This window comes from Arthrobacter sp. StoSoilB22, from assembly GCF_019977315.1.
GTDB lineage: Bacteria > Actinomycetota > Actinomycetes > Actinomycetales > Micrococcaceae > Arthrobacter.
Genome location: NZ_AP024652.1, coordinates 1,564,962 through 1,585,973, shown reverse-complemented (window position 1 = coordinate 1,585,973; position 21,012 = coordinate 1,564,962). Strand labels below are relative to the sequence as shown.

The window sequence follows — 21,012 nt, the reverse complement described above, 5'->3', positions numbered from 1 at the left end:
GGCTACCACTAACCAGAAAGGACTTCCCATGACAGAAACCCGACCCCTTCGTGTGGGCATGGTGGGCTACGCCTTCATGGGCGCCGCCCACTCCCACGCCTGGCGTACCGCGCCACGCTTTTTTGACCTACCCCTTATTCCTGAACTGACCGCCGTGGCGGGCAGGAACGAGGAAGGCGTGCGGGCAGCGGCCGGCAAATACGGATGGTCGTCCGTAGAGACTGATTGGCGCCGCCTCATTGAGCGTGACGACATCGATCTCATCGACATCTGCACTCCCGGCAACACCCACGCGGAGATAGCGATCGCAGCGCTCGAGGCCGGCAAGCATGTCCTCTGCGAGAAGCCCTTGGCCAACTCGGTGGAAGAAGCCGAAAAAATGACACAGGTGGCCCGTGCCGCGGCCGAACGCGGCGTGTTATCCATGTGTGGCTTCAGTTATCGGCGCACCCCTGCCTTGGCACTGGCCAGGCGAATGGTGGACGACGGCCGCCTGGGCGAGATCCGGCACGTCCGCGCACAGTACCTTCAGGACTGGCTCAGTGACGCTGACGCTCCACTGACCTGGCGACTGGACAAGTCCAAGTCCGGGTCCGGTTCACTTGGGGACATCGGCGCGCACAGCATCGATGCCGCGCAATGGATCACCGGACTGAACATCACCGGGGTCTCCGCCCTGCTGGAGACGTTCGTGAAGGAACGCCCGGCAGGCGGCGACTTTGTGGGCCTGGGCGGTCATGGCGGCACAGATGGGCCGCGGGGTCCGGTCACGGTTGATGACGCTGCGCTGTTCACCGCCCGGTTTCAGGCCAAGCACGACGGCGGCGCTGACGCCAACTCGAGTGGCCGCACCGCCGCCGGTCCTATCGGCATCTTCGAAGCAACCCGTTTCGCCCTGGGACGCAAGAACGCCATGCGCCTGGAACTGAACGGCACCAAGGGCTCACTGGCCTTTGACTTCGAAGACATGAACTCCCTGCAGTTCTATGATTCCGCACTGGAACCGGATGCAGGCTTCCGCAAGATCATGGTCACCGAACCATCCCACCCCTACACCGCCAACTGGTGGCCCACCGGCCACGGCCTCGGCTACGAGCACGGCTTTACGCACCAGGTGGTTGACCTCGTCACTGCCATCGACGCAGGCGAGCAGCCTACGCCGTCGTTCGATGACGCATTGCAGGTGCAAAAAGTGCTGGCCGCCGTCGAGGCGAGCGCAGAGAACGCAAGCCGCTGGCAGAACGTCTGAGCCATATGAATACGCCCGATACGAAGGAAACCATGACAAGCAACAACAAGACAGCGCTGGTGGTCCGCGGCGGATGGGACGGACACCAGCCGGTGGAAGCCACAGAGCTGTTCATCCCATTCTTGAAGGACAACGGCTACGAAGTCCGGGTGGAGGAATCCCCCAAGATCTACGCAGACCCCGACTACATGTCCGGCGTGGACCTGATCGTGCAATGCATGACCATGACCACCATCGAAAAAGATGAGTTCGACGGCCTGCGCTCTGCCGTTGAAAACGGTACCGGCTTGGCTGGCTGGCACGGCGGCATCGCTGATTCCTACCGCAACAACTCGGACTACCTGCACCTGATCGGCGGCCAGTTCGCCTGCCACCCGGGCAAGCATGCCGACGAGCTGATCGGTGAACAATCGGACAACTACGTCCCCTACACCGTCAACATGCTTCCCGCGGCTTCCGAACACCCCATCACCCAGGGAATGGCTGACTTCGACCTCGTCACCGAGCAGTACTGGGTCTTGTCCGATGACTACATCGACGTCCTGGCCACCACTACCCAAAAAGTCCGCGCATGGGACCCGTGGAACCGCGAAGTGACCTCGCCGGCCATCTGGACCCGCCAATGGGGCAAAGGCAAAATCTTCGTCTGCACCCCCGGCCACCGCGTGGAAATCCTCCAGGACAGCAACGTCCGTACCATCATTGAAAGGGGCATGCTGTGGGCGTCTCGATAACCCCTGCCAAGCCGCTAAACGTCGGAGTCATCGGCTGTGGCGCCATCATCGCCCAGTACCTGAGCAACTTCCGTCGGCTCGAATCCCTCAGCCTGGTAGCCGTCGCGGACCTTGACCCGGCGCGGGCGCAGGCCGTGGCCGACTCCTACGATGGTGTCCGGGCACTAACAGTGGACGGGCTCCTGGCAGCCGATGATGTGGACCTCGTCCTCAACCTCACCATCCCTGCCGCTCATGCCGACATCGCGCTACGAGCCATCGCAGCCGGAAAATCCGTGTACGGCGAAAAGCCACTGGCTGCCACCACCGCTGAGGCGCAGGAAGTACTGGATGCGGCCGCAGCGGCGGGGGTTGTGGTTGGCTGCGCACCGGACACCGTGCTGGGAACCGGAATCCAGACAGCCCGCAAGGCGATCGACGACGGACTAATCGGAGCGCCGATTTCGGCAACAGCCACCATGGCCACGCCAGGCCACGAACGCTGGCACCCGAACCCCGATTTCTACTATCAGCCCGGCGGCGGACCACTGCTGGACATGGGCCCCTACTACGTCTCGGCGCTGGTCACACTGCTCGGTCCTGTGGTGTCAGTGGTGGGTGCTGCCAGCCACACGCGAAGCGAACGCACCATTGGTTCGGGCCCTCGTGAGGGACAGGTTGTCCCGGTGGATATCGACTCACATGTCACCGGGGTTCTGGTCCATGAGTCCGGTGCCTTGTCCACCCTGTTCATGAGCTTCGACGCAGTACGGACGAAGAGCCCCAACATTGAGATCCACGGCGAGACGGGCTCGCTGATCGTCCCTGACCCCAATCATTTCGACGGCGATGTGCAGCTGTTCGCGCTTGGTGCCGAGGATTGGGAAACACTGCCCGTCTCAGCTGGTTATGTGGACTCGGGACGTGGCTTCGGCATCGCCGACCTCGCCAACACACCGTCCGGCCAGGAACCACGTGCCGGCGGTCAGTTGGCCTTCCATGCCTTGGACGTTATGGAATCAGTGCTGGAATCAGCCAAGAGTGGGCAAGCGGTCGCCATCAAGAGCACGGCCTCGCGGCCCGCTGTGGTGGAACTGACGGAACTGGTCAAACAGAAGGAACTCTCGACGCCGGTACGCGCCTAGCGCTCCGGCCGCCCCAACGAATCCGGTCACCCCAACGAATCCGGTCACTGTTCGCTCACTTCGCCGTTCTACGGTGCGTGGGACGATCAGGGGCCGGATTCGTCGTTAGTGCTTTGCGCGGCGGAGGGTCGCTTCGGCGTGCTTGAGGATGGGGCCGTCGATCATCTTCCCCTTGAACTGGAACACACCAGTGCCTGCCGCGGCTGCCGCTTCCAGGAGTTCTTTGGCTTGGGCTAAGGCTTCGTCGGTGGGAGCGTAGGCCTCCCGGACCACGGCTACCTGGTTCGGGTGGATGCAGGCTTTCGCTCCGAAGCCACTGGCCACGGCATCCCGGGACTCAGCGGACAAACCGTCAAGGTCCGGGATATTCACGTACACGGAATCGATGGCTTCCTTACCCGCAGCCTTGGCGGCAAGCAGGACAGCGGACCGCGAGTGAAGAGCGACAGCCCGGTACCCGCCATCGTCGTTCCTGCTGGAAAGGCCACCGAGGGAGGCCAGCAGGTCCTCGGCTCCCCACATCAGAGCCACGACGTTCGGCTCGGCGGCGATCGAAGCCGCGTTGACGATGCCTGACGCGGTTTCACACAGCGCGATCACCTGATAGCCAGCCAAGGCCCTCAGCTGCTCCGCGCTCTCCGCCTTGGCCAACATGACCGTGCGGTAGGGCGTCTGGGCCAGGGCCTGCAGGTCGAGCTCGAACTCCGGAGTCCCCACAGGATTCACCCGAACAATAGTGCGGCTTGGCTCAAGACCGCCGGTGCCGGACTGCCCTGAACCCGCCAGTTCAAGGATCGCGTCGCGGGCGCCCGGCTTGTCCGCAGGAGCCACAGCGTCCTCGAGGTCAAGGATGACGGCGTCGGACCGATCAGCAGCCTTCCCGAAGCGCTCAGGCCTGTCGGCAGGGCAGAACAGGAGGGCCGGTCCCATGGTGAACGGGAGAACCGCCGTGTTTGACGAGTCGGTGGAGGGCATGCGGATTCCTTGCTGCTGATGTGCTGACACGAACGGAGAACTATGACTGCGCGGCGTGAGCTTCCTTGGTCCACATCAGGCAGGTCCGGGTTGCCAAAGCCACCACTGCCCCATCCTGGTTTCGGCCGGTGTGTTGCATGGTCACCACGCCTTGACCGGGCCGCGAAGACGACAACCGTTTCCCCGTAATCACTGTTTCCGTGTACAAGGTATCGCCATGAAACAGCGGATGCGGAAACGTGACATCCGTCAGCCCCAGCTGCGCGACGATAGTGCCCTGCGTCAGTTGTGTCACCGACTGCCCCACCATGGTGGACAGAGTAAACATTGAGTTCATGAGCCTCTGCCCGAACGGCTGGCCGGAACTCCAAGCGGAGTCCAGATGCAGTGCCTGCGTGTTCATGGTCAGGGTGGTGAAGAGGACATTGTCCGTCTCGGTGACGGTGCGGCCAGGCTTGTGCGCGTAAATCACGTCCTCTTCGAGCTCGTCGAAATAGAGCCCGCGCTGCTCCACCACCCGCGTCATACAGTGAGCTCCTGGTCTTCTTCGAACAGCTCGGCGCCGGTAGCGGCCAAGACGTCCTCAAGGGTGACGTTGGGGGCCAGTTCGCGGAGAACCAAACGCGGATCACCTTCGTCCTTGACCACATCGATCACCGCCAAATCCGTGATGATCCGGTCCACGCAACCTTTTCCTGTGAGCGGGAGCGTGCAGTCCTGGACGATCTTCGGCCTGCCGTTGCGGTCCACGTGTTCCATCATGACAATGACTTTCTTGGCACCGAACACCAGGTCCATTGCCCCTCCCATGCCCTTGACCATCTTGCCGGGAATCATCCAATTGGCCAGGTCACCGTTCGCGGCAACCTCCATGGCACCCAAAACTGCTACGTCCACGTGCCCGCCACGGATCATGCCGAAGGACGCCGCCGAATCAAAGAATGCAGCCCCGGCATTGGTGGTGACCGTTTCCTTGCCCGCGTTGATGAGGTCCGGATCAATGTTTTCCTCAGCCGGGTATGGACCCACGCCCAGGATCCCGTTCTCCGAGTGAAGGATGACCTCCACGCCCTCCGGAATGTAGTTGGGGATCAGCGTGGGCATCCCGATTCCCAGGTTCACGTACTGCCCGTTGGCCAGCTCCCGGGCAACGCGGGCGGCCAGTTCGTTGCGGGTCCAGCCTTTGGCTTCGTGATGTTCGACGTTGGCGCGGCGGTACTCGTGCCGGACGGCTTCGGGACGGGGTGGGATGTCCTGGTACGTGTTGTCGGTCATCGTTCCGCTCCTGACTGGGCTGTTCCGGACTGTCCTGGTGCTGACTGGCTGGGCCCGGTATTAGGGGCCAGGGCCACCGTCCGCTTTTCTATGCGCTTCTCGCTCGTGGTGGCCACCACCACCCGTTGGACGAAAATCCCCGGCGTATGGATATGCTCCGGGTCCAGCTCGCCGGGTTCCACCAACTCCTCCACTTCGGCAATGGTGGTCCTTGCCGCCATGGCGCAGAGTGGGTTGAAGTTCATGGCCGTCGCGTGGAACACCAGGTTCCCGTGCCGGTCGCCCTTCCAGGCATGGACCAGGCCGAAGTCCGGTGTCAGGGACTCTTCCAGCACGTAGTCCGCGTCATTGAAGGTGCGTACCTCCTTGGGCGAGGAGGCCAGCGCAACGTTCCCCTCGGCGTCGTACTTCTGCGGCAGGCCGCCTTCGGACACTTGGGTTCCCACACCTGCTTTGGTGTAGAACGCAGGAATGCCGGCGCCACCGGCGCGGAGCTTCTCAGCCAGGGTGCCCTGCGGAGTGAGGACTACTTCCAGCTCCCCCGCCAGGTACTGCCGGGCAAATTCCTTGTTCTCGCCGACGTAGGAGCTGATGGTGCGCCGGATACGACCATCCTTGAGGAGAATGCCAAGGCCCCAGTCGTCCACGCCGCAGTTGTTGCTGACCGTCTCAAGGTCAGTGGTGCCTTGGCTGTACAGGGCGTCGATCAGGGAAACGGGGATGCCGCATAAACCGAAACCTCCCACCGCCAGCGAGGCTCCGTCCGGGATGTCCTTCACCGCTTCCGCGGCGCTGGCAACAACCTTGTCAATCATCCTTGATCCTTCCCCTACGGTTACAGACCCAGCTCGCGGGCGATGAGCATCAACTGGACTTCGGTGGTGCCCTCCCCGATTTCAAGGATCTTGGAATCGCGGTAATGGCGCGCCACCGTGAATTCGTTGATGAAGCCATAGCCGCCGAACACTTGGGTGGCGTCCCGCGCGTTGTCCATGGCTGCCTCGCCTGCGACCATCTTAGCGATGGCCGCTTCGGTCTTGAACGGCTTGCCGGCCAGCATCCTGGAAGCGGCGTCGTAGTACGCAAGACGTGCAGTGTGGGCCCTTGCCTGCATCCGGGCGATCTTGAACTGGATGGCCTGGTACTTGCCGATGTTATGCCCAAACGCGCTGCGTTCCTTGGCGTACTTCACGGACAAGTCCACGCAACCTTGAGCAGCGCCGGTGGCCAGCGCAGCGATCGCGATGCGGCCCTCGTCCAGGATGGAAAGGAAGTTCGCGTAGCCCCGGCCGCGCTCGCCCAGAAGGTTCACTTCCGGGACGCGGACATTGTCCAGGGTGAGCGGGTGAGTATCCGATGCGTTCCAACCCACCTTGTTGTACGGTTTCTCTGCCCGGAAACCGGGTGTGTCCGTAGGGACAAGAATGGTGGAGATTTCCTTCTTGGTGCTGCCGTCGGCGTTCTCTTTTTTTCCTGTGACTGCCGTGACGGTGACCAGCGTGGTGATGTCCGTACCGGAGTTGGTGATGAACTCCTTGTTGCCGTTGATGACCCATTCGCCGTTGTCCAGGTGGGCGTTGGTCTTGGTACCGCCGGCGTCCGAACCGGCTTCGCGCTCGGTCAGGCCGAAACCAGCCAGAGAACGTCCGGACGCCAACTGTGGCAGCCACTCTTGCTTCTGTTCCTCCGTGCCGAAACGGAACACCGGCATGGCGCCCAGGGAGACTCCGGCTTCGAGGGTGATGGCCACCGACTGGTCCACACGTCCCAGCTGCTCCAATGCCAAGGCAAGGGCGAAGTAGTCTCCGCCCATCCCGCCAAACTCTTCCGGGAACGGCAGACCAAACAGGCCCATCTCCCCCATCTGCTTCACAACCTCGTAGGGAAAGCTGTGCTCCTCATCGTGCTTGGCGGATACCGGTGCCACAACTTCGTCGGCGAACTCGCGGACGGAATCGCTGAGGTCCTGGTACTCCTCATTCAGGTCAAACGTGCTCATGGCTGGACTTCCTTGTCTGTGTTCGTGTCTGTGGTGGCCGTGGCGTCAGCGGCGTCGGCCACGTGAATGGTGGCGAGCACCTGGTCGGCTTTGACCAAATCCCCGGTCTTGCTGGTGAGGTGGACGGTTCCAGCAACGGAGGCCACCAGTTGGTGCTCCATCTTCATCGCTTCCACGGCAAGGAGGACTTGGCCTTCCTCCACGGTGTCTCCGTCGGCTACAGACACGGAAACCACCGTCCCGGGCATGGGTGAGCGCACCTGCGGATCCACCGCGCCTTCTTCGCGCTGGATCCCGGCGAGCATCCGCCGCAGTCGCTCGGCCCGGTTCAAGACTTCAAGCCGGCAGGACCAGCCGTCGTTGCCCACAAAGAGTTCGTGCACACCGGTGCGCCCGCCCGACGCAACGCCAACGTCGAAGGTGACCGGACCGTCGTCGAACTCCACTGCGAGCCTGTTGTCACCGCGGTCCGCCACCCTGACGTCCACCGGGCTCCCGCCGTCGACGCTAGCCCTGACGGTACCGCCCTCCTCAGTGATTGACACCGTCGCGATTGCACCGCCCGGAACACCGAAAGTGGCTGTCCACGCGCCGCGGCCGCCGACGCGCCAAGCATCGGGAGTCCGCCACGCGTCACCAGCGAGCACCGATCCTGTGCGCTCCAGCCACAGAGTGAGAGCGGCGGCGATCAATTCCCTGGGACCAGCATGCCGGAAGTCCATGGACGGCAGCCTGCGCTCAATCAGTCCGGTGTCGAGGCGCCCGGCCCGGACGTCAGGATCGTTGATCAGCAGGCGCAGGTACTCCACATTCGTGTCCACGCCCAGCAGCGTGTAACGGCCAAGGGCAGCGTTAAGGGTATCCAGCGCTGACGCCCTGTCCTCGCCCCACGCGATGACCTTGGCCAGCATGGGATCGTAGTCCCCGGTGATCTCCAGGTTGTGGCGCATGGCGGAATCGATCCGCACCTTGGCGTGGGTGCGTTGCTGACCGGTCACGGTTGAATCCGACTCGCCCTGCTCAGCGAGCGCCACGATCCGCCCCATGGACGGCATGAAGTTCCGCTCCGGCACCTCGGCATAGACGCGCGCCTCCACGGCGTGACCGTTAAGTTCGACGTCGGACTGCGCCACGGTGAGCACCTCACCGGCGGCGATCCTCACCTGCCATTCCACGAGGTCGATGCCCGTGACCATCTCCGTGACGGGATGCTCCACTTGAAGCCGGGTGTTCATCTCCATGAAGAAGAACTCGTCGGGGTGCTCATCGGACACCAGGAACTCGACAGTTCCCGCGCCGCTGTAATTGACCGAACGCGCTGCATTGCAGGCCGCCTCGCCAATGCGGGCCCGCTCCTCCGCGCCGTCCGGCAATGATCCGAACAGGGCCGACGGCGCTTCCTCAATGACCTTCTGGTGCCGGCGTTGGAGAGAACACTCGCGCTCGCCGAGGTGGATCACGTTGCCATGGTTATCGGCCAGGACCTGGACCTCGATGTGACGGGGTGCGCGGATGAGTCTTTCCAGGAAGAGGGTGTCGTCACCAAATGCGGACGCTGCCACGCGCCTTGCGGTTGCGAGCGTGGAGGCCATGTCTTCGGGTCTTTCCACCACATGCATGCCTTTGCCCCCGCCACCTGCGGACGGTTTGATCAGCAAGGGGAACCCAACTTCGGGGGCGGCCTGGATCAAGTCCTGATCGCTGAGTCCGGGCTGCGCGATGCCCGGTACGCAGGGGACGTCGTACGCCATCACGTGGTTTTTGGAGCGGATTTTGTCGCCCATCACCTCAATGGCACTGATACCGGGACCTATGAAGGTAATGCCCGCCGCATCCAGAGCCTTGGCGAACTCCACATTTTCAGACAGGAAGCCGTAGCCCGGGTGGACTGCCTCCGCGCCGCTTCGATGGCACGCGTCGATGATGGCGTCAATCTTCAAATAGCTCTCGGCAGGTGCTGTGCCGCCGATGCCGACAGCGGTATCGGCGAGGGCCACGTGCTTGGCATCTTTGTCCGCGTCCGAGTACACAGCGATGGAGCGGATGCCCATCTCCTTTAGTGTCCGGATGACACGGCAGGCGATCTCACCACGGTTGGCAACGAGGACGGCGTTGAAGGTTCGGGCTTCGACTGCCGTGGTGGTTGTTGCTGTGGTTGTTGTTGGCAGGGTCATGGTCACATCCTGAAGAGACCGAAGGAGGTCTCGGGCAGTTGTTGGCGGGAGACGACGTCCAAGGCCATGCCCAGGACACGCCGTGTGTCAGCGGGATCGATGATTCCGTCATCCCACAGCCTTGCGGTGGAGTAGTAGGGGCTTCCCTGATCTTCGTACTGTTGCTTGATGGGAGCTCTGAAGGCTTCTTCGTCCTCGGCTGACCATTCCTGTCCGGCTGCCTCGTACTGGTCCCTTTTGACCGTGGCGAGGACGCTGGAGGCTTGATTTCCCCCCATCACTGAAATGCGGGCCGCAGGCCACATCCACAGGAAACGCGGCGAGTAGGCCCGGCCGCACATGGAGTAGTTGCCGGCACCGAAGGACCCACCGATCACCACTGTCAGCTTGGGCACGCGGGCCGTAGCCACAGCAGTAACCATTTTGGCGCCGTTCTTGGCGATGCCGCCTTGTTCGACGTCTTTACCCACCATGAAGCCGGAGAGGTTCTGCAGGAAGATCAACGGAATGCCGCGCTGATCGCAGAGCTCGATGAAGTGGGCTCCTTTGAGCGACGATTCGCTGAAGAGGACCCCGTTGTTGGCAACGATGCCCACGGGGTGGCCGTGCAGGTGCGCGAATCCGGTCACCAGCGTGGTGCCGTAGTTCTTCTTGAACTCGTGAAACTCCGAGCCGTCCACGAGTCTGGCGATGACTTCCCGGACGTCGTACTGGGCGTTGACGTCCGTGGGAACCACACCGTAGATCTCTGAAGGATCGACGACGGGCGGCAGGACGGCGTCGGACATGTCCCATGCCGGCTGCGCCGGCTTCGGCAACGTCGCCACGATGTCCCGCACAATTTCCAGCGCGTGCTGGTCGTTCTCGGCCAAATGGTCCGTGACCCCGGAAATCCTTGAATGGACGTCGCCGCCGCCAAGTTCCTCTGCGGTGACGATCTCGCCGATGGCTGCCTTAACCAGCGGCGGGCCACCCAGGAAGATGGTGCCCTGGTTCCGGACAATGACTGTCTCATCGCTCATTGCAGGAACGTAGGCGCCGCCTGCCGTGCACGAGCCCATGACGGATGCGATCTGCGGGATCTTGGCCGCGGACATTTTGGCTTGGTTGTAGAAGATCCGGCCAAAGTGCTCCCTGTCCGGAAACACCTCGTCCTGCTTGGGGAGAAACGCTCCCCCGGAATCCACGAGGTAAATGCAGGGGAGCTTGTTCTCCAGGGCGATTTCCTGCGCCCGGAGGTGCTTCTTCACGGTCATGGGGTAATAGGTACCGCCCTTGACGGTGGCGTCGTTGGAGATCACCAGGACATGCCGGCCATGGACCAGGCCAATGCCCGCGATAACTCCCGCGCCCGGGGAATCGTCGTTGTACATGCCGTTGGCAGCCAAAGGTGCGATCTCCAGGAACGGACTGCCGTCATCAAGCAAGTAGTCGATCCGTTCGCGCGGAAGAAGTTTCCCGCGGGCGATATGCCGCTCCCGGGACTTTGCCGGGCCGCCGAGGGCCGCCGTCGCCAGACGCTCCTTCAGCTCGGCCACCAAGGCCACTTGCGCGTCGTGGTTAGCTTCGAAGGTGCCGCCCGCGGTTCCCATCAGACTGGAAATTGTCTCCATTGACCCCTGTTCCATTCCCGGCCACAGGCCATTTCGGTTAGTGCCACGTAACTGAAATTTAGGTTAGTCTTTATTAACTGTGATGTCCAGCACAGTAGGTCCCGCAAGTACAGGGACTGAACTGGCCAAGGAGGAAAACGTGACCGGAGGTCAGGAAGCAAGTATCAACAGCACTCAGACCCCCGCCACCCAACGCGGTCAGGCGAAGGAGCTCCGAAGGCTGGCCTTATTGTCTGCAGCCGCCGGACTGTTTGCCGAGAACGGCTTCACCCGGGTGTCCCTTGAAGACCTCGGAGCAGCAGCGGGAGTCAGTGGACCCGCCGTCTACCGGCATTTTCCGGGCAAGCAAGCGGTCCTTGGCGAACTTCTCCTCAGTGTCAGCCGCGACCTCCTGGACGGCGGATTGCAGGTGGTATCGGAGTCGGACGATCCCCGGTCCGCACTGAAGGGCCTGATCCGGTTCCAGGTTGATTTCGCGCTCAGCAATCCAGACGTCATCCGTGTCCAGGACCGGGACTTCGGAAGTCTCAGCGATGCCGACCAAGCAGAAGTCAGATCCCTCCAGCGCAGTTACGTTGAAACGTGGGTTGACGTCCTGGCCCGTATTCACACCGACGCAGATGTCGCCGGCCTCCGGGTTCGGGCACACGCAGCCTTTGGATTGATCAATTCCACACCCCACTCGGTGCGCCACCACGGCAGGAAAATTGCTGTGAAGTCCGCCAGGCCCATCCTGGAACAGATGGCTTTCGCTGCTCTGACGTCTGCCTGATTTTTTCCGTCGGTTGGGGCCGTCTTTGAACGTTGCGCTAAAAATGTCAGACCCCAATGATTTGATTTATTCATGGAGAACTTGGCGCAGTCGACGGCATCATGGGCGGAATCGTCCCCTGCTGTTGCTGCCCTGGCCGCGGTGCGGTCACAGCGCAGTGGGAGGACGCCGCACTTGATCAAGGCCGGGCGTACCGATTCGACGGCGCACATCACGGTGATCGAACATTTCCACGGCGTTGGAATGGCCAACGATACTGGTCGGCTGTACGGCGACAGACTGCACAAGGACGCTGGGCGACTCCACGGAACTGCGCCGGACAAGGCTCCCGGCGGGCTCAACAGCCCACAGCATCTCAGCGGCGAGGCTAACTTTGCCCGGATTTCGAAGTCCACCGCCGCCCCCACCACACGTGCACAGGTCGACAACACGGCCTTGACGCTCGACCCACGGCGGAAGGCCTGGGCCCACTCCAGCCTGGACTCTGATCGGCCGATTCAACGCCAGCACGGGCAGATTCCTGAACCCACTGCCGTTTCGGGATCGGACTTCTCTACGCTCCTTGACGAGGGCGCTGCGCTTCTTGACTCCGCACGCTTGTCCGCGGCAGATGAGGTGCGGTTGTTGGGATTCGTTGAGGCGGCTGATTTCGCGGGCAGGGTCGAGGAGATCTCGCGGTCGGTGGAGTATTTGCAGGTGGTCGCTGCTCAGGCGGTGGAACGGACCCGAAAGCAAGCACTGCAAGCTCGGCCGGGGGCGTCAGCGGCAGCGCCGGAATGGCGGACCGGCTGGACCGAACACGTCCCGGATTCGAAGGTCACAGCTCCTGCCAGCGTCGTGGATGATGGGTACCGGAACACGGCGGAGTTCCTTCGGGCCCGGTTGCGGATCGGTATCGCTGAAGCCCGGCGCAGGCTCGCCCTCGCTACCGATGCCCTCTCCCACACCGGGATGACCGGGCAGGACGTCCCGGCCCGCCGCGAAGCCCTCGCCGACGCCCTCGCCTCCGGAGAGCTGCCCTCACGCTCGGCGTCGATCATCAGCGCCGCCCTGGACAAAGTCCGGCACCTCGCCGATGAAGAAATGCTCACCCGGATGGAGCACGCCCTCACCACCACCGCCATCGAAACCGACCCGGACTTCGTCACCAAGATGGCCCGACGCTGGACCGACCTGATAGACCACGACGGCCCCGAACCCACCGAAGAAATCCTCCGCCAACACCAAGGCGCGTTCCTACGCCGCCGACGCCGCTACGGACTCCACCACATCGAAATCTTCGCCACCGGCGAACAATACGAAACCCTCACCACCACCATGAACACCGCCACCAACCCACGCCTCACCACCGCACCACCCGACACAGCACCCGCCAGCTCCCCCATTACCGGTGCCGGTCACGGACGAACCAACGAAACCTCGCACGGTCACGGACCACACGCATCACCCATGCACGCATCAACACCGCAGGCATCACCCGTGCACGCATCACCAACGCACGCATCAGCAGTCTTCAGCCCGGCTTCCACAGACTCAGCTGGTAAGGACACCGCTGACGGCCCGGACCTGGACCGGCGTTCGAGGGCCCAGAAACTCCTCAACGGCCTCGTCGGTGCCTGCAGCGTCGCGATGAGCACCGGCAAGCTGCCCTCCAACGGCGGACTCCGACCCCAACTCACCGTCACCATCGACCACCGCGACCTCTTCACCCAGCTCACCGGGCCCGGCCACGCAGCCCAAAATAGAACAACCCGCCAAGCCGACCAATCCAGCGGCTCCGCCACGGCCCCGAACCAGCCAAACACGCCCAACCAACCCGGCACCGGCGCTTCGCGGTACCGGCTCAGCACAGGGACAGCGACGTTCCTGGGCCCGATCCACCCCACCACCATCCGCAAAATCGCCTGCGACGCCGACATCATCCCCGTCCTACTCGGCAGCGACTCCCGAATCCTGGACATCGGCCGCACCACCCGGATCTTCCCACCCCACATCCGCAAAGCCATCACCGCCCGCGACCAAGGCTGCACCTTCCCCGACTGCACCATGCCCGCACCCTGGTGCGAAGCCCACCACACCACCTACTGGTCCCACGGCGGCACCACAGGCACAGACAACGGCACCCTGCTCTGCAGTCACCACCACCACATCATCCACAAAGAACAATGGCGCATCGACATGACAACCGGCGCCCCCTGGTTCATCCCCCCACCCCACATCGACCCCCACCAAAAACCCCGACGCAACCACCACCACACACCCCAACGAACATAAACCCAACCCACAACAACCCCACGCGGGTCTGTCTGAATGGGCTCAATGGGACTGCCTGAACGGGACTGCCTGAACGGGATTGCCTGAAAACGGTGTGCGGGGCCTGACCCGAGGGGACGGGCGCCTGACGCGGACTTTGGGGAGGGCGATCGGTGCATAGCCTGTACCGGGCCCTCATTTCCTCATCGCCGCTAGCAGCTGACTACCGCCTACTGCTCGCTGCCCACTGCCCGCCGCCCGCCGCCCGATGACTGCCGCCTCTGTTTTGACGTGGGTTCTCCGGCAACACGCACGCCTGCGGGTTGTTCCGGTTTTCCTAGGACTCACAGGGCCTGCCTTAAGGGCTGCACTCAACAGATGTGCCACCTAGGCTGGAAAACCTAAGCCTTGCTGAACCGGCGAGGAATCGCGGGTTAGGTTCGGCCCCATAGCCAGGAGCACAAAATGTCCAGGAGCACCAAAAGTCTAGGAGCACAAATGTCTAGGAGCGCTAAATGAGGATTGCTGTCACGGGCGGAAGCGGGAAACTGGGCAGAAGCGTGGTTCGGCGGCTCACGCAGGACGGCCACCAGGTGCTCAACATGGACCGAGCCGGCATCCGCGGGAAGGGCTACGTAAGCGTTGATCTGCGCAACTATGGGCAGGTCGTGGATGTCATCCTGGGCTTGGACGACCAGCACCATGGCTTGGACGCAATTGTTCACTTGGCCGCCATCCCCGCTCCGGGTCTCGCCCCCGACGCCGCGATTTTCGAGAACAACATGGTGTCCACGTACAACGTGTTTCAAGCGGCACGAAGGGCAGGCATCAAGAAGGTGGTCTATGCCTCCAGCGAGACAGTCCTGGGGCTCCCTTTCGACATCGCACCTCCCTACATTCCCGTGGATGAGGAGTACGCGGCCCGTCCGGAAAGCACCTACTCACTGGTCAAGCATCTTGAGGAGCAGATGGCCATCCAGCTCACACGATGGGATCCGGAACTGAGCATCACGGCGCTGCGCTTCTCCAACGTCATGGACCCCGAGGACTACGATGCCTTCCCGTCTTTCGACTCTGACGCAAACCTTCGGAAATGGAATCTGTGGGGCTACATTGATGCCCGCGACGGTGCCCTGGCTGTGGTCAGGGCCTTGGAACATGGTGAACCGGGCTTTGAAACTTTCATCATTGCCGCGGCCGATACTGTGATGAGCCGGAGCAGCGCTGATCTGGCTGCGGAAGTCTTTCCCGGCGTCGAGGTCCTCAAAGAACTGGGCGAGCACGAAACCATGCTGTCCATTGACAAGGCGCGCAGGCTGCTGAGTTTTGAACCGGAGCACAGCTGGCGCACGTACCACTCCAACCGGACGACCCCCACGGAAGACTGAGCCACCGAAGACCGAGCCAGCGAAGAACCGAGCCAGCGTAGAACCGACCCTCCGAAGACTGACGCGGGCTTTAGTTCAGGCTTAATGCGCGACGGCCCACCCCTTAGCTGCAGTTTCCTGCAAGCACTCGTAAAGGGATGGGCCGGCGCAGCTTCGGTTACCGCTAGATCATGGTCATCACCATTGCGGGGTCGGCAAGGATCGCCCCGAGGTCGGCAAGGAATCGCGATCCCTGTTCCCCGTCCACCAGGCGGTGGTCGAAGGACAGGCTAAGTGACATGACCTGCCGGACAGCGAGTTGGTCATTCACCACCCACGGCGCCTTCCGCACAGCACCCAACGCCACAATGGCAGCCTCTCCCGGGTTCAGGATGGGGGTGCCGGCGTCGATTCCGAACACGCCGATGTTGGTGATGGAGATGGTGCCGCCGGACAGCTCCGACGGCGACGTCTTGCCTGCACGCGCGGTATCCGTCAGTTCAGTCAGCGCCGTGGAAAGCTCACGAAGGGTAAGCCGGTCCGCATCCTTGATGTTCGGGACCGTCAGGCCTCGGGGCGTGGCGGCCGCTATGCCCAGGTTGACGTAGTTGAACTGGACAATTTCCTGGCTGGCGTCATCCCACCGCGAGTTCAGCGACGGGTTGTTCCGCAGCGCCACCAGGACCGCCTTGGCCGCAAGGGTCAGCGGAGTGAGCTTGTAGCCTTCGAACGCCTTGTTGCCCTTCAACCTTGCCAGCAACTCCATGGTGGCCGTGACGTCCACCGTGAGGAACTCGGTAACGTGCGGCGCAGTGAAAGCACTCTGCACCATGGCCGCGGCCGTGAACTTCCGGACTCCCTTTATGGGAGTGCGGGTTTCGCGCTCAGCCCCTGCTTCAGAAACCCGGCCCTCGGCCGGGGCTGCGGCTGCCGTTGCACCGGAGAAGTTCTGAACATCCTCGCGGGTAATGAGCCCGCCCATGCCGGTTCCGGGGACGAGTTTCAGATCAATGCCAAGATCGCGCGCCAGTTTTCTCACCGGCGGGGTTGACCGCGGACGTTCGGAGGTGTCCCCCTCTGCCAGACGAGCCACCGCAGGCTCGATTGGCGCCGGAGCCGCGGGCGGTGCGGAATGCGCGGCCAGAACGTGACCGCGGGCACGGCGGGCCGGGCGGCCGCTGTGCTCGACGACGGCGCCGTACCCCACCAGGTTCGGCTCACGTTTCGCCGGGGTCCCCACTGCTTCAACGCCGGCGGTTGCCGCCGAACCATTGGCAGATGTTTCGACGGCGACGCTGACTCCAGCGGATGGAGCGCCAGCAGATCCAGCACCAGCAGACCGGTCACCGCTGTCCGGCAAGCTACGCCCGCTGGAGGACCCGGCGTCGTCAACCTCGAACGACACGATGGGCTTGCCAACTTCCACCACCGTGCCGGGCTGCTCATGAAGTTCTGCTACCACTCCCGCGAACGGAGAGGGTAACTCCACAACTGCCTTGGCGGTTTCAACTTCGGCGATGACCTGGTTCAGTGTGACGGTGTCCCCCACCGCTACCTTCCAGCTCAGGATTTCCGATTCGGTCAGGCCCTCGCCAAGGTCCGGCAGCCTGAATTCCTTGATCATGGTGGCGGTCATCCTTCCAGTCCACTCAACGAGTTGCGCCGACCCAGGGCGCGGTCCACGCCGTCGAGAATCCTGTCCAGATCCGGCAGGTGGTGCATCTCGAGTTTCGAGTAGGGGTACGGAACATCGAAACCGGTGATGCGGACCGGGGCGGACTCCAGATAGTGGAAGCAGCGCTCCGTGATGCTGGCGGCGATCTCGGCGCCCAGGCCACCGGACTGCCCCGCCTCGTGGGTGATCACCAAGCGTCCGGTCTTGCGGACAGAGGCCTCCACTACCGGGTAATCCACGGGGGCCAGCGAGCGCAGATCGATGACTTCCACCGAGATGCCTTCGTCGGCGGCAGCCATGGCAGCATCCTTGGCAGTCTTCACGAGGGGACCGTAGGCCACCAGCGTGACATCCGAGCCGGCGGTCACCACGGCAGCCTTATCCAGGGGAAGGGCAGTGGAGAGGTCAAGGGTCTCGTCCACATCGCCCTTGTCGTGATAGCGGCGCTTAGGCTCGAAGTAGAGCACAGGATCATCGCAGGCAATGGCTTGCTGAATCATCGTGTACGCATCCTGCGGGTTGGAAACCGCCACCACACGCAACCCGGAAGTGTGCGTGAAATACGCTTCGGGTGATTCGGAGTGGTGTTCCGGCGATCCGATTCCGCCACCAAAAGGAACACGAATGGTGATGGGCATCTTCACCCGTCCCTGCGTGCGGTAGTGCATCTTGGCTACCTGGCTGACAATCTGGTCGAACGCCGGGTAGATGAAGCCATCGAACTGGATCTCGCACACCGGCCGGTAGCCGCGGTAGGCCAAGCCAACCGCGGTGCCGATAATGCCTGACTCGGCCAGAGGGGAATCGATGACCCGGTGCTTCCCGAAATCTTTCTGCAGCCCGTCCGTGACGCGGAAGACGCCACCGAGCGAGCCGATGTCTTCTCCCATGAGGACCACTTTGGGGTCGTTTTCGAGGGACTTCCGGAGACCGGCGTTGATGGCCCGGGCAAAAGTGAGCTTGGACATCAGAGTGCACCTTCCTCGGCGGGCTGGTTGAAGCTGTTCAGGTAGCGCGAATAGTGGTCCCTCTGGCGTTCAATCCAAGGGTTGGGGGTGCTGTAAACGTGGTTGAAAACGTCCAGCGGTTCAGGGTCCGGCATATCAATACAGCTGGATCGCAGTTCCGCGGCCACAGCATCGGCCTTGGACTTCACCCTGGCTTCCACGTCGTCAGTCAGCAAGCCCTTGGCTTCGAGCAGCTTGCGCAGCCTCAGAATGGGGTCCTTGGCAGCCCAGTCCTCCAATTCGATGGGGTCACGGTACCGGGTGGGATCATCGGCGGTAGTGTGCGGACCCATGCGGTATGTCACAGCCTCGATAAACGTAGGTCCGCCACCCTTGCGGGCCCGGTCCAACGCCACACGGGTTGCAGCCATGACAGCCAGCACATCATTGCCATCAACCCTCATACTGGGGATGCCGAAGCCGGTGGGCCTGTCAGCCAACTGGACGTGGGACTGCACGCGGACGGGCTCGGAGATGGCCCAATGGTTGTTCTGGCAGAAGAACACCACGGGAGCCTGGTAGCTCGCTGCGAAGACCATGGCCTCGTTGACGTCGCCTTCACTCGTGGCGCCATCGCCAAAGTAGGCAAGTACCGCGGTATTGGCACCATCCAACTGAACGCCCATGGCATAGCCGGTGGCGTGGAGACTTTGCGAACCAATAATGATCTGGGGCGTCGCTAGGTTGATGCGCATTGGATCCCACCCATAGGAGGCGTTTCCGCGCCATACCCGGGCAATCTCGGACAGGTGGGCGCCACGTACGTAGGCCACCCCGCTTTCGCGGTAGCTGGGGAAAACGAAGTCATCGTCCCGGAGCGAGCGGCTTGAGCCGATCTGCGCTGCTTCCTGACCCAGCAACGGCGGCCACAGTGCGAGCTCTCCCTGACGCTGGAGGGCCGTGGCCTCCGCGTCGATACGGCGAATGACTGTCATGTCCTCGTACAAGGAGCACAGGTGTTCGTCGCCAATGTCCTTGACCCAGATATCGAATTCTGGATGGCTGATGCGTTCGCCCTCGGGCGACACCAACTGGAGCAGCTCTCCGCCAGTCCTCAAGGGAATTTGTGCACTATGTTCCGGGCTTGGAGTGTGGTGGTGCACTCCCTTGCCTGCCTGATCCGTCAACACAGGTGATCGCAACCTTCCGGCTCGTTTTTGTCGGCGCTGGCTGGACTTGTGATCCTGCCGCAGACCGGCCCTCCGGCACCTTCGCCGGAGTTAAGTGTGACCCTACTCACAACGGGCATCGGGTACAACTACCCTCGCCGAAGTTGAGCATTATGCCCTGTTTACAGAAGTTCGGCCGTGCTAATCTTGCGCATTATGCAACCCTTGGATGGCACTGATACCCGTCTCCTTTCGGCCATGGCCAAGGATCCCCGAGGTACTGTAGTGGCCTTGGCGCAGAAGCTGGGCCTGTCCAGGAACACTGTCCAAGCCCGGATGGCACAACTGGAGAAGAAACACGCCTTTCTCTCCTTCGAGCGGCGCATCAATCCCGCGGCCCTGGGGTACCCGCTCACCGCCTTCATTACTGTCCATGTGCAACAACAAAAACTGGCCTCGCTCTCCGAAGACCTCGCAGACATCCCTGAAATCCTTGAAGGCTTCGGCCTGACCGGCTCCGCGGACTTGCTATTGCGCGTGGTTGCCCTGGACGCGGAGGACCTCTACCGCATCAACGGAAAGATCCTCGGCTGTGATGGGGTGGAACGGACAGACACGGCGCTGGCTATGCGGGAGATGATCCCGTACCGGGTGCAACCGCTGCTGGGGAGACGCTCCGGCGAATGAAAATGACTCTTCACCTGCAGTAATGGGCGGTGCATCACTTGCCCGCAGAACCGGCATGCGATTTGATGCAAGTGGACGCATCGGGGGCCGGCCAGAGGTCCCCGGCCAGGTGGTGGCGCTGCCGAAGGCTACCGAAAGGGGCACTACCGTGAGCAACCCGCAACAACCCAACCAACCCGAGCCGAACAACCATGGGCAGAACCCGCCGCCGGTTCCCCCTGGCCCCGGGTATCCCCCGCAGGCAGGCGGCCCGTATCCCCCGCAGCCCGGGGCGTCGCCGCAGTGGCAACAGCCGCCGTCGTCCGCTTCTCCCCAAGGCGGCCCCCACTACGCTGCACCCGGCCACGAACCGTACGCCCAAAACCCCTACCCCCAGGGACAGAATGCGTATACCCAAGGCCAAACCCAGCCCGGGCAGTACCAACCCGGCCCGTACGGTCAGCAGCCCCCGAAGAAGAGCCGAAAAGTATTGTGGATTGTCCTCGGCATCGTCGCGGGAGTGATCGTCCTGGCAGTGGTGGGTGTACTGCTGTTGGTCAACCTGGTAGGGAATGCGACGTCCAAAGCCAGATCACTGGCGGACGAGTTCACTAATCTGGTGGTCTCGGGCCAAACAGAGCAGGCCTATGACACCTACCTGAGCCAGCCCTTGAAAGACGAGCTGGACAAGCAGTCCTTCCTAGACGGCATCGCCAGCCTGAACCTGGATAGCTCGTGCAAGCCGAACTACAACTCAGTCAACGTGAACTCGGAAAACGGAAACAACAAAGCCAACCTCGGGGGCACGTTGCAGTGCGACGGCAAGACAATCGACCTCCAGTACGTTTTCGAAGGCACCGACGACCTCAAAATGACCAGCATCCGCCTCCGCCCCTGAACGTCCGGGAATTTATCCGGTCCACCACCCATCCACCTGCGCATATGGTCCGAATCACTGCTTGAGAGCCCCAACCGGGGCTCAGCAGGACGGCCGGATTTTCCGGCCATCACCGGAAGGTT

Annotated in this window: 18 protein-coding genes; 8 read left to right on the top strand and 10 right to left on the bottom strand. The window is 62.5% G+C overall.

All coding sequences use genetic code 11. From position 1 onward, the window contains the following. Positions 1-28 precede the first annotated feature (28 nt). Genes LDN70_RS07515 through LDN70_RS07505 form a run of 3 tightly spaced genes read left to right on the top strand, consistent with a single transcriptional unit; the run spans position 29 to position 3,107 of the window. The gene (locus tag LDN70_RS07515) at positions 29-1,249 is read left to right on the top strand and encodes a Gfo/Idh/MocA family protein (protein WP_223942205.1); all 1,221 of its coding nucleotides are present in this window, start codon (positions 29-31) and stop codon (positions 1,247-1,249) included. A gap of 32 nt (positions 1,250-1,281) precedes the next feature. Continuing rightward, positions 1,282-1,983, top strand: coding sequence for a ThuA domain-containing protein (locus tag LDN70_RS07510; protein ID WP_223942204.1), 702 nt, complete (start codon positions 1,282-1,284; stop codon positions 1,981-1,983). Continuing rightward, the gene (locus LDN70_RS07505; protein WP_223942203.1) at positions 1,968-3,107 is read left to right on the top strand and encodes a Gfo/Idh/MocA family protein; all 1,140 of its coding nucleotides are present in this window, start codon (positions 1,968-1,970) and stop codon (positions 3,105-3,107) included. Before LDN70_RS07510 ends, LDN70_RS07505 begins: the two co-directional genes overlap by 16 nt. 105 nt (positions 3,108-3,212) lie before the next feature. On the opposite strand, the gene LDN70_RS07500 is transcribed toward LDN70_RS07505, so the two are convergent. From LDN70_RS07500 to LDN70_RS07470, 7 genes are read right to left on the bottom strand one after another with little or no spacing between them, the layout of a single operon-like run. Continuing rightward, positions 3,213-4,082, bottom strand: coding sequence for an HpcH/HpaI aldolase/citrate lyase family protein (locus LDN70_RS07500; protein WP_223942202.1), 870 nt, complete (start codon positions 4,080-4,082; stop codon positions 3,213-3,215). Between the two features lie 40 nt (positions 4,083-4,122). Next, on the bottom strand, positions 4,123-4,608 hold the full coding sequence (locus LDN70_RS07495; protein ID WP_223942201.1) for a MaoC family dehydratase: 486 nt from the start codon (positions 4,606-4,608) through the stop codon (positions 4,123-4,125). Then, positions 4,605-5,357, bottom strand: coding sequence for a CoA transferase subunit B (locus LDN70_RS07490; protein ID WP_223942200.1), 753 nt, complete (start codon positions 5,355-5,357; stop codon positions 4,605-4,607). The genes LDN70_RS07495 and LDN70_RS07490 overlap by 4 nt, the downstream gene beginning before the upstream one ends. Then, the gene (locus tag LDN70_RS07485) at positions 5,354-6,172 is read right to left on the bottom strand and encodes a CoA transferase subunit A (RefSeq protein WP_142939686.1); all 819 of its coding nucleotides are present in this window, start codon (positions 6,170-6,172) and stop codon (positions 5,354-5,356) included. The genes LDN70_RS07490 and LDN70_RS07485 overlap by 4 nt, the downstream gene beginning before the upstream one ends. Before the next feature lie 20 nt (positions 6,173-6,192). After that, the gene (locus tag LDN70_RS07480) at positions 6,193-7,356 is read right to left on the bottom strand and encodes an acyl-CoA dehydrogenase family protein (RefSeq protein ID WP_142939687.1); all 1,164 of its coding nucleotides are present in this window, start codon (positions 7,354-7,356) and stop codon (positions 6,193-6,195) included. Continuing rightward, positions 7,353-9,530 carry an ATP-binding protein gene (locus tag LDN70_RS07475; protein ID WP_223942199.1) on the bottom strand — a complete coding sequence of 726 codons (2,178 nt, stop codon included), beginning with the start codon at positions 9,528-9,530 and terminating at the stop codon, positions 7,353-7,355. Before LDN70_RS07475 ends, LDN70_RS07480 begins: the two co-directional genes overlap by 4 nt. Positions 9,531-9,532: 2 nt before the next feature. Then, on the bottom strand, positions 9,533-11,143 hold the full coding sequence (locus LDN70_RS07470) for a carboxyl transferase domain-containing protein (RefSeq protein ID WP_223942198.1): 1,611 nt from the start codon (positions 11,141-11,143) through the stop codon (positions 9,533-9,535). A gap of 82 nt (positions 11,144-11,225) precedes the next feature. On the opposite strand from LDN70_RS07470, the gene LDN70_RS07465 reads away from it, so the two are divergent. The 3 genes from LDN70_RS07465 to LDN70_RS07455 all read left to right on the top strand — a co-directional run bounded on the left by LDN70_RS07465 (position 11,226) and on the right by LDN70_RS07455 (position 15,556). Beyond that, positions 11,226-11,915 carry an SACE_7040 family transcriptional regulator gene (locus LDN70_RS07465; protein WP_223942197.1) on the top strand — a complete coding sequence of 230 codons (690 nt, stop codon included), beginning with the start codon at positions 11,226-11,228 and terminating at the stop codon, positions 11,913-11,915. A gap of 72 nt (positions 11,916-11,987) precedes the next feature. After that, positions 11,988-14,189, top strand: a complete 2,202-nt coding sequence (locus LDN70_RS07460) for an HNH endonuclease signature motif containing protein (RefSeq protein WP_223942196.1) — start codon at positions 11,988-11,990, stop codon at positions 14,187-14,189. A gap of 494 nt (positions 14,190-14,683) precedes the next feature. Continuing rightward, complete coding sequence (locus LDN70_RS07455; RefSeq protein ID WP_223942195.1) at positions 14,684-15,556, top strand: NAD-dependent epimerase/dehydratase family protein; 873 nt, start codon at positions 14,684-14,686, stop codon at positions 15,554-15,556. 163 nt (positions 15,557-15,719) lie between these two features. Here the strand turns inward: LDN70_RS07455 and LDN70_RS07450 are convergent, their stop codons facing one another. Genes LDN70_RS07450 through pdhA form a run of 3 tightly spaced genes read right to left on the bottom strand, consistent with a single transcriptional unit; the run spans position 15,720 to position 19,347 of the window. Further along, entirely contained in the window at positions 15,720-17,171 is a 1,452-nt protein-coding gene (locus tag LDN70_RS07450) for a dihydrolipoamide acetyltransferase family protein (RefSeq protein WP_223942194.1), read from the bottom strand. Beyond that, positions 17,168-18,178, bottom strand: a complete 1,011-nt coding sequence (locus LDN70_RS07445; protein ID WP_223942193.1) for an alpha-ketoacid dehydrogenase subunit beta — start codon at positions 18,176-18,178, stop codon at positions 17,168-17,170. Before LDN70_RS07445 ends, LDN70_RS07450 begins: the two co-directional genes overlap by 4 nt. Further along, a complete protein-coding gene (gene pdhA, locus LDN70_RS07440) occupies positions 18,178-19,347 on the bottom strand; it encodes a pyruvate dehydrogenase (acetyl-transferring) E1 component subunit alpha (protein ID WP_142939700.1) in 1,170 nt (389 codons plus the stop codon). Before pdhA ends, LDN70_RS07445 begins: the two co-directional genes overlap by 1 nt. Positions 19,348-19,542: 195 nt before the next feature. On the opposite strand from pdhA, the gene LDN70_RS07435 reads away from it, so the two are divergent. Both LDN70_RS07435 and LDN70_RS07430 read left to right on the top strand, forming a co-directional pair. Beyond that, on the top strand, positions 19,543-20,013 hold the full coding sequence (locus tag LDN70_RS07435) for an Lrp/AsnC family transcriptional regulator (RefSeq protein WP_024820292.1): 471 nt from the start codon (positions 19,543-19,545) through the stop codon (positions 20,011-20,013). Positions 20,014-20,161: 148 nt separating this feature from the next. Continuing rightward, the gene (locus LDN70_RS07430) at positions 20,162-20,890 is read left to right on the top strand and encodes a hypothetical protein (protein WP_223942192.1); all 729 of its coding nucleotides are present in this window, start codon (positions 20,162-20,164) and stop codon (positions 20,888-20,890) included. Positions 20,891-21,012: the final 122 nt, after the last annotated feature.

Bases quoted from the DNA above. Each gene is read 5' to 3' on its own strand.
- LDN70_RS07435 (WP_024820292.1), top strand. From the start codon at position 19,543: ATGCAACCCTTGGATGGCACTGATACCCGTCTCCTTTCGGCCATGGCC.
- LDN70_RS07455 (WP_223942195.1), top strand. From the start codon at position 14,684: ATGAGGATTGCTGTCACGGGCGGAAGCGGGAAACTGGGCAGAAGCGTG.
- LDN70_RS07485 (WP_142939686.1), bottom strand. From the start codon at position 6,172: ATGATTGACAAGGTTGTTGCCAGCGCCGCGGAAGCGGTGAAGGACATC.
- LDN70_RS07510 (WP_223942204.1), top strand. From the start codon at position 1,282: ATGACAAGCAACAACAAGACAGCGCTGGTGGTCCGCGGCGGATGGGAC.
- LDN70_RS07515 (WP_223942205.1), top strand. From the start codon at position 29: ATGACAGAAACCCGACCCCTTCGTGTGGGCATGGTGGGCTACGCCTTC.
- LDN70_RS07450 (WP_223942194.1), bottom strand. From the start codon at position 17,171: ATGACCGCCACCATGATCAAGGAATTCAGGCTGCCGGACCTTGGCGAG.
- LDN70_RS07475 (WP_223942199.1), bottom strand. From the start codon at position 9,530: ATGACCCTGCCAACAACAACCACAGCAACAACCACCACGGCAGTCGAA.
- LDN70_RS07490 (WP_223942200.1), bottom strand. From the start codon at position 5,357: ATGACCGACAACACGTACCAGGACATCCCACCCCGTCCCGAAGCCGTC.
- LDN70_RS07480 (WP_142939687.1), bottom strand. From the start codon at position 7,356: ATGAGCACGTTTGACCTGAATGAGGAGTACCAGGACCTCAGCGATTCC.
- LDN70_RS07465 (WP_223942197.1), top strand. From the start codon at position 11,226: ATGTCCAGCACAGTAGGTCCCGCAAGTACAGGGACTGAACTGGCCAAG.
- LDN70_RS07460 (WP_223942196.1), top strand. From the start codon at position 11,988: ATGGAGAACTTGGCGCAGTCGACGGCATCATGGGCGGAATCGTCCCCT.
- LDN70_RS07445 (WP_223942193.1), bottom strand. From the start codon at position 18,178: ATGTCCAAGCTCACTTTTGCCCGGGCCATCAACGCCGGTCTCCGGAAG.
- LDN70_RS07470 (WP_223942198.1), bottom strand. From the start codon at position 11,143: ATGGAGACAATTTCCAGTCTGATGGGAACCGCGGGCGGCACCTTCGAA.
- LDN70_RS07495 (WP_223942201.1), bottom strand. From the start codon at position 4,608: ATGACGCGGGTGGTGGAGCAGCGCGGGCTCTATTTCGACGAGCTCGAA.
- LDN70_RS07500 (WP_223942202.1), bottom strand. From the start codon at position 4,082: ATGCCCTCCACCGACTCGTCAAACACGGCGGTTCTCCCGTTCACCATG.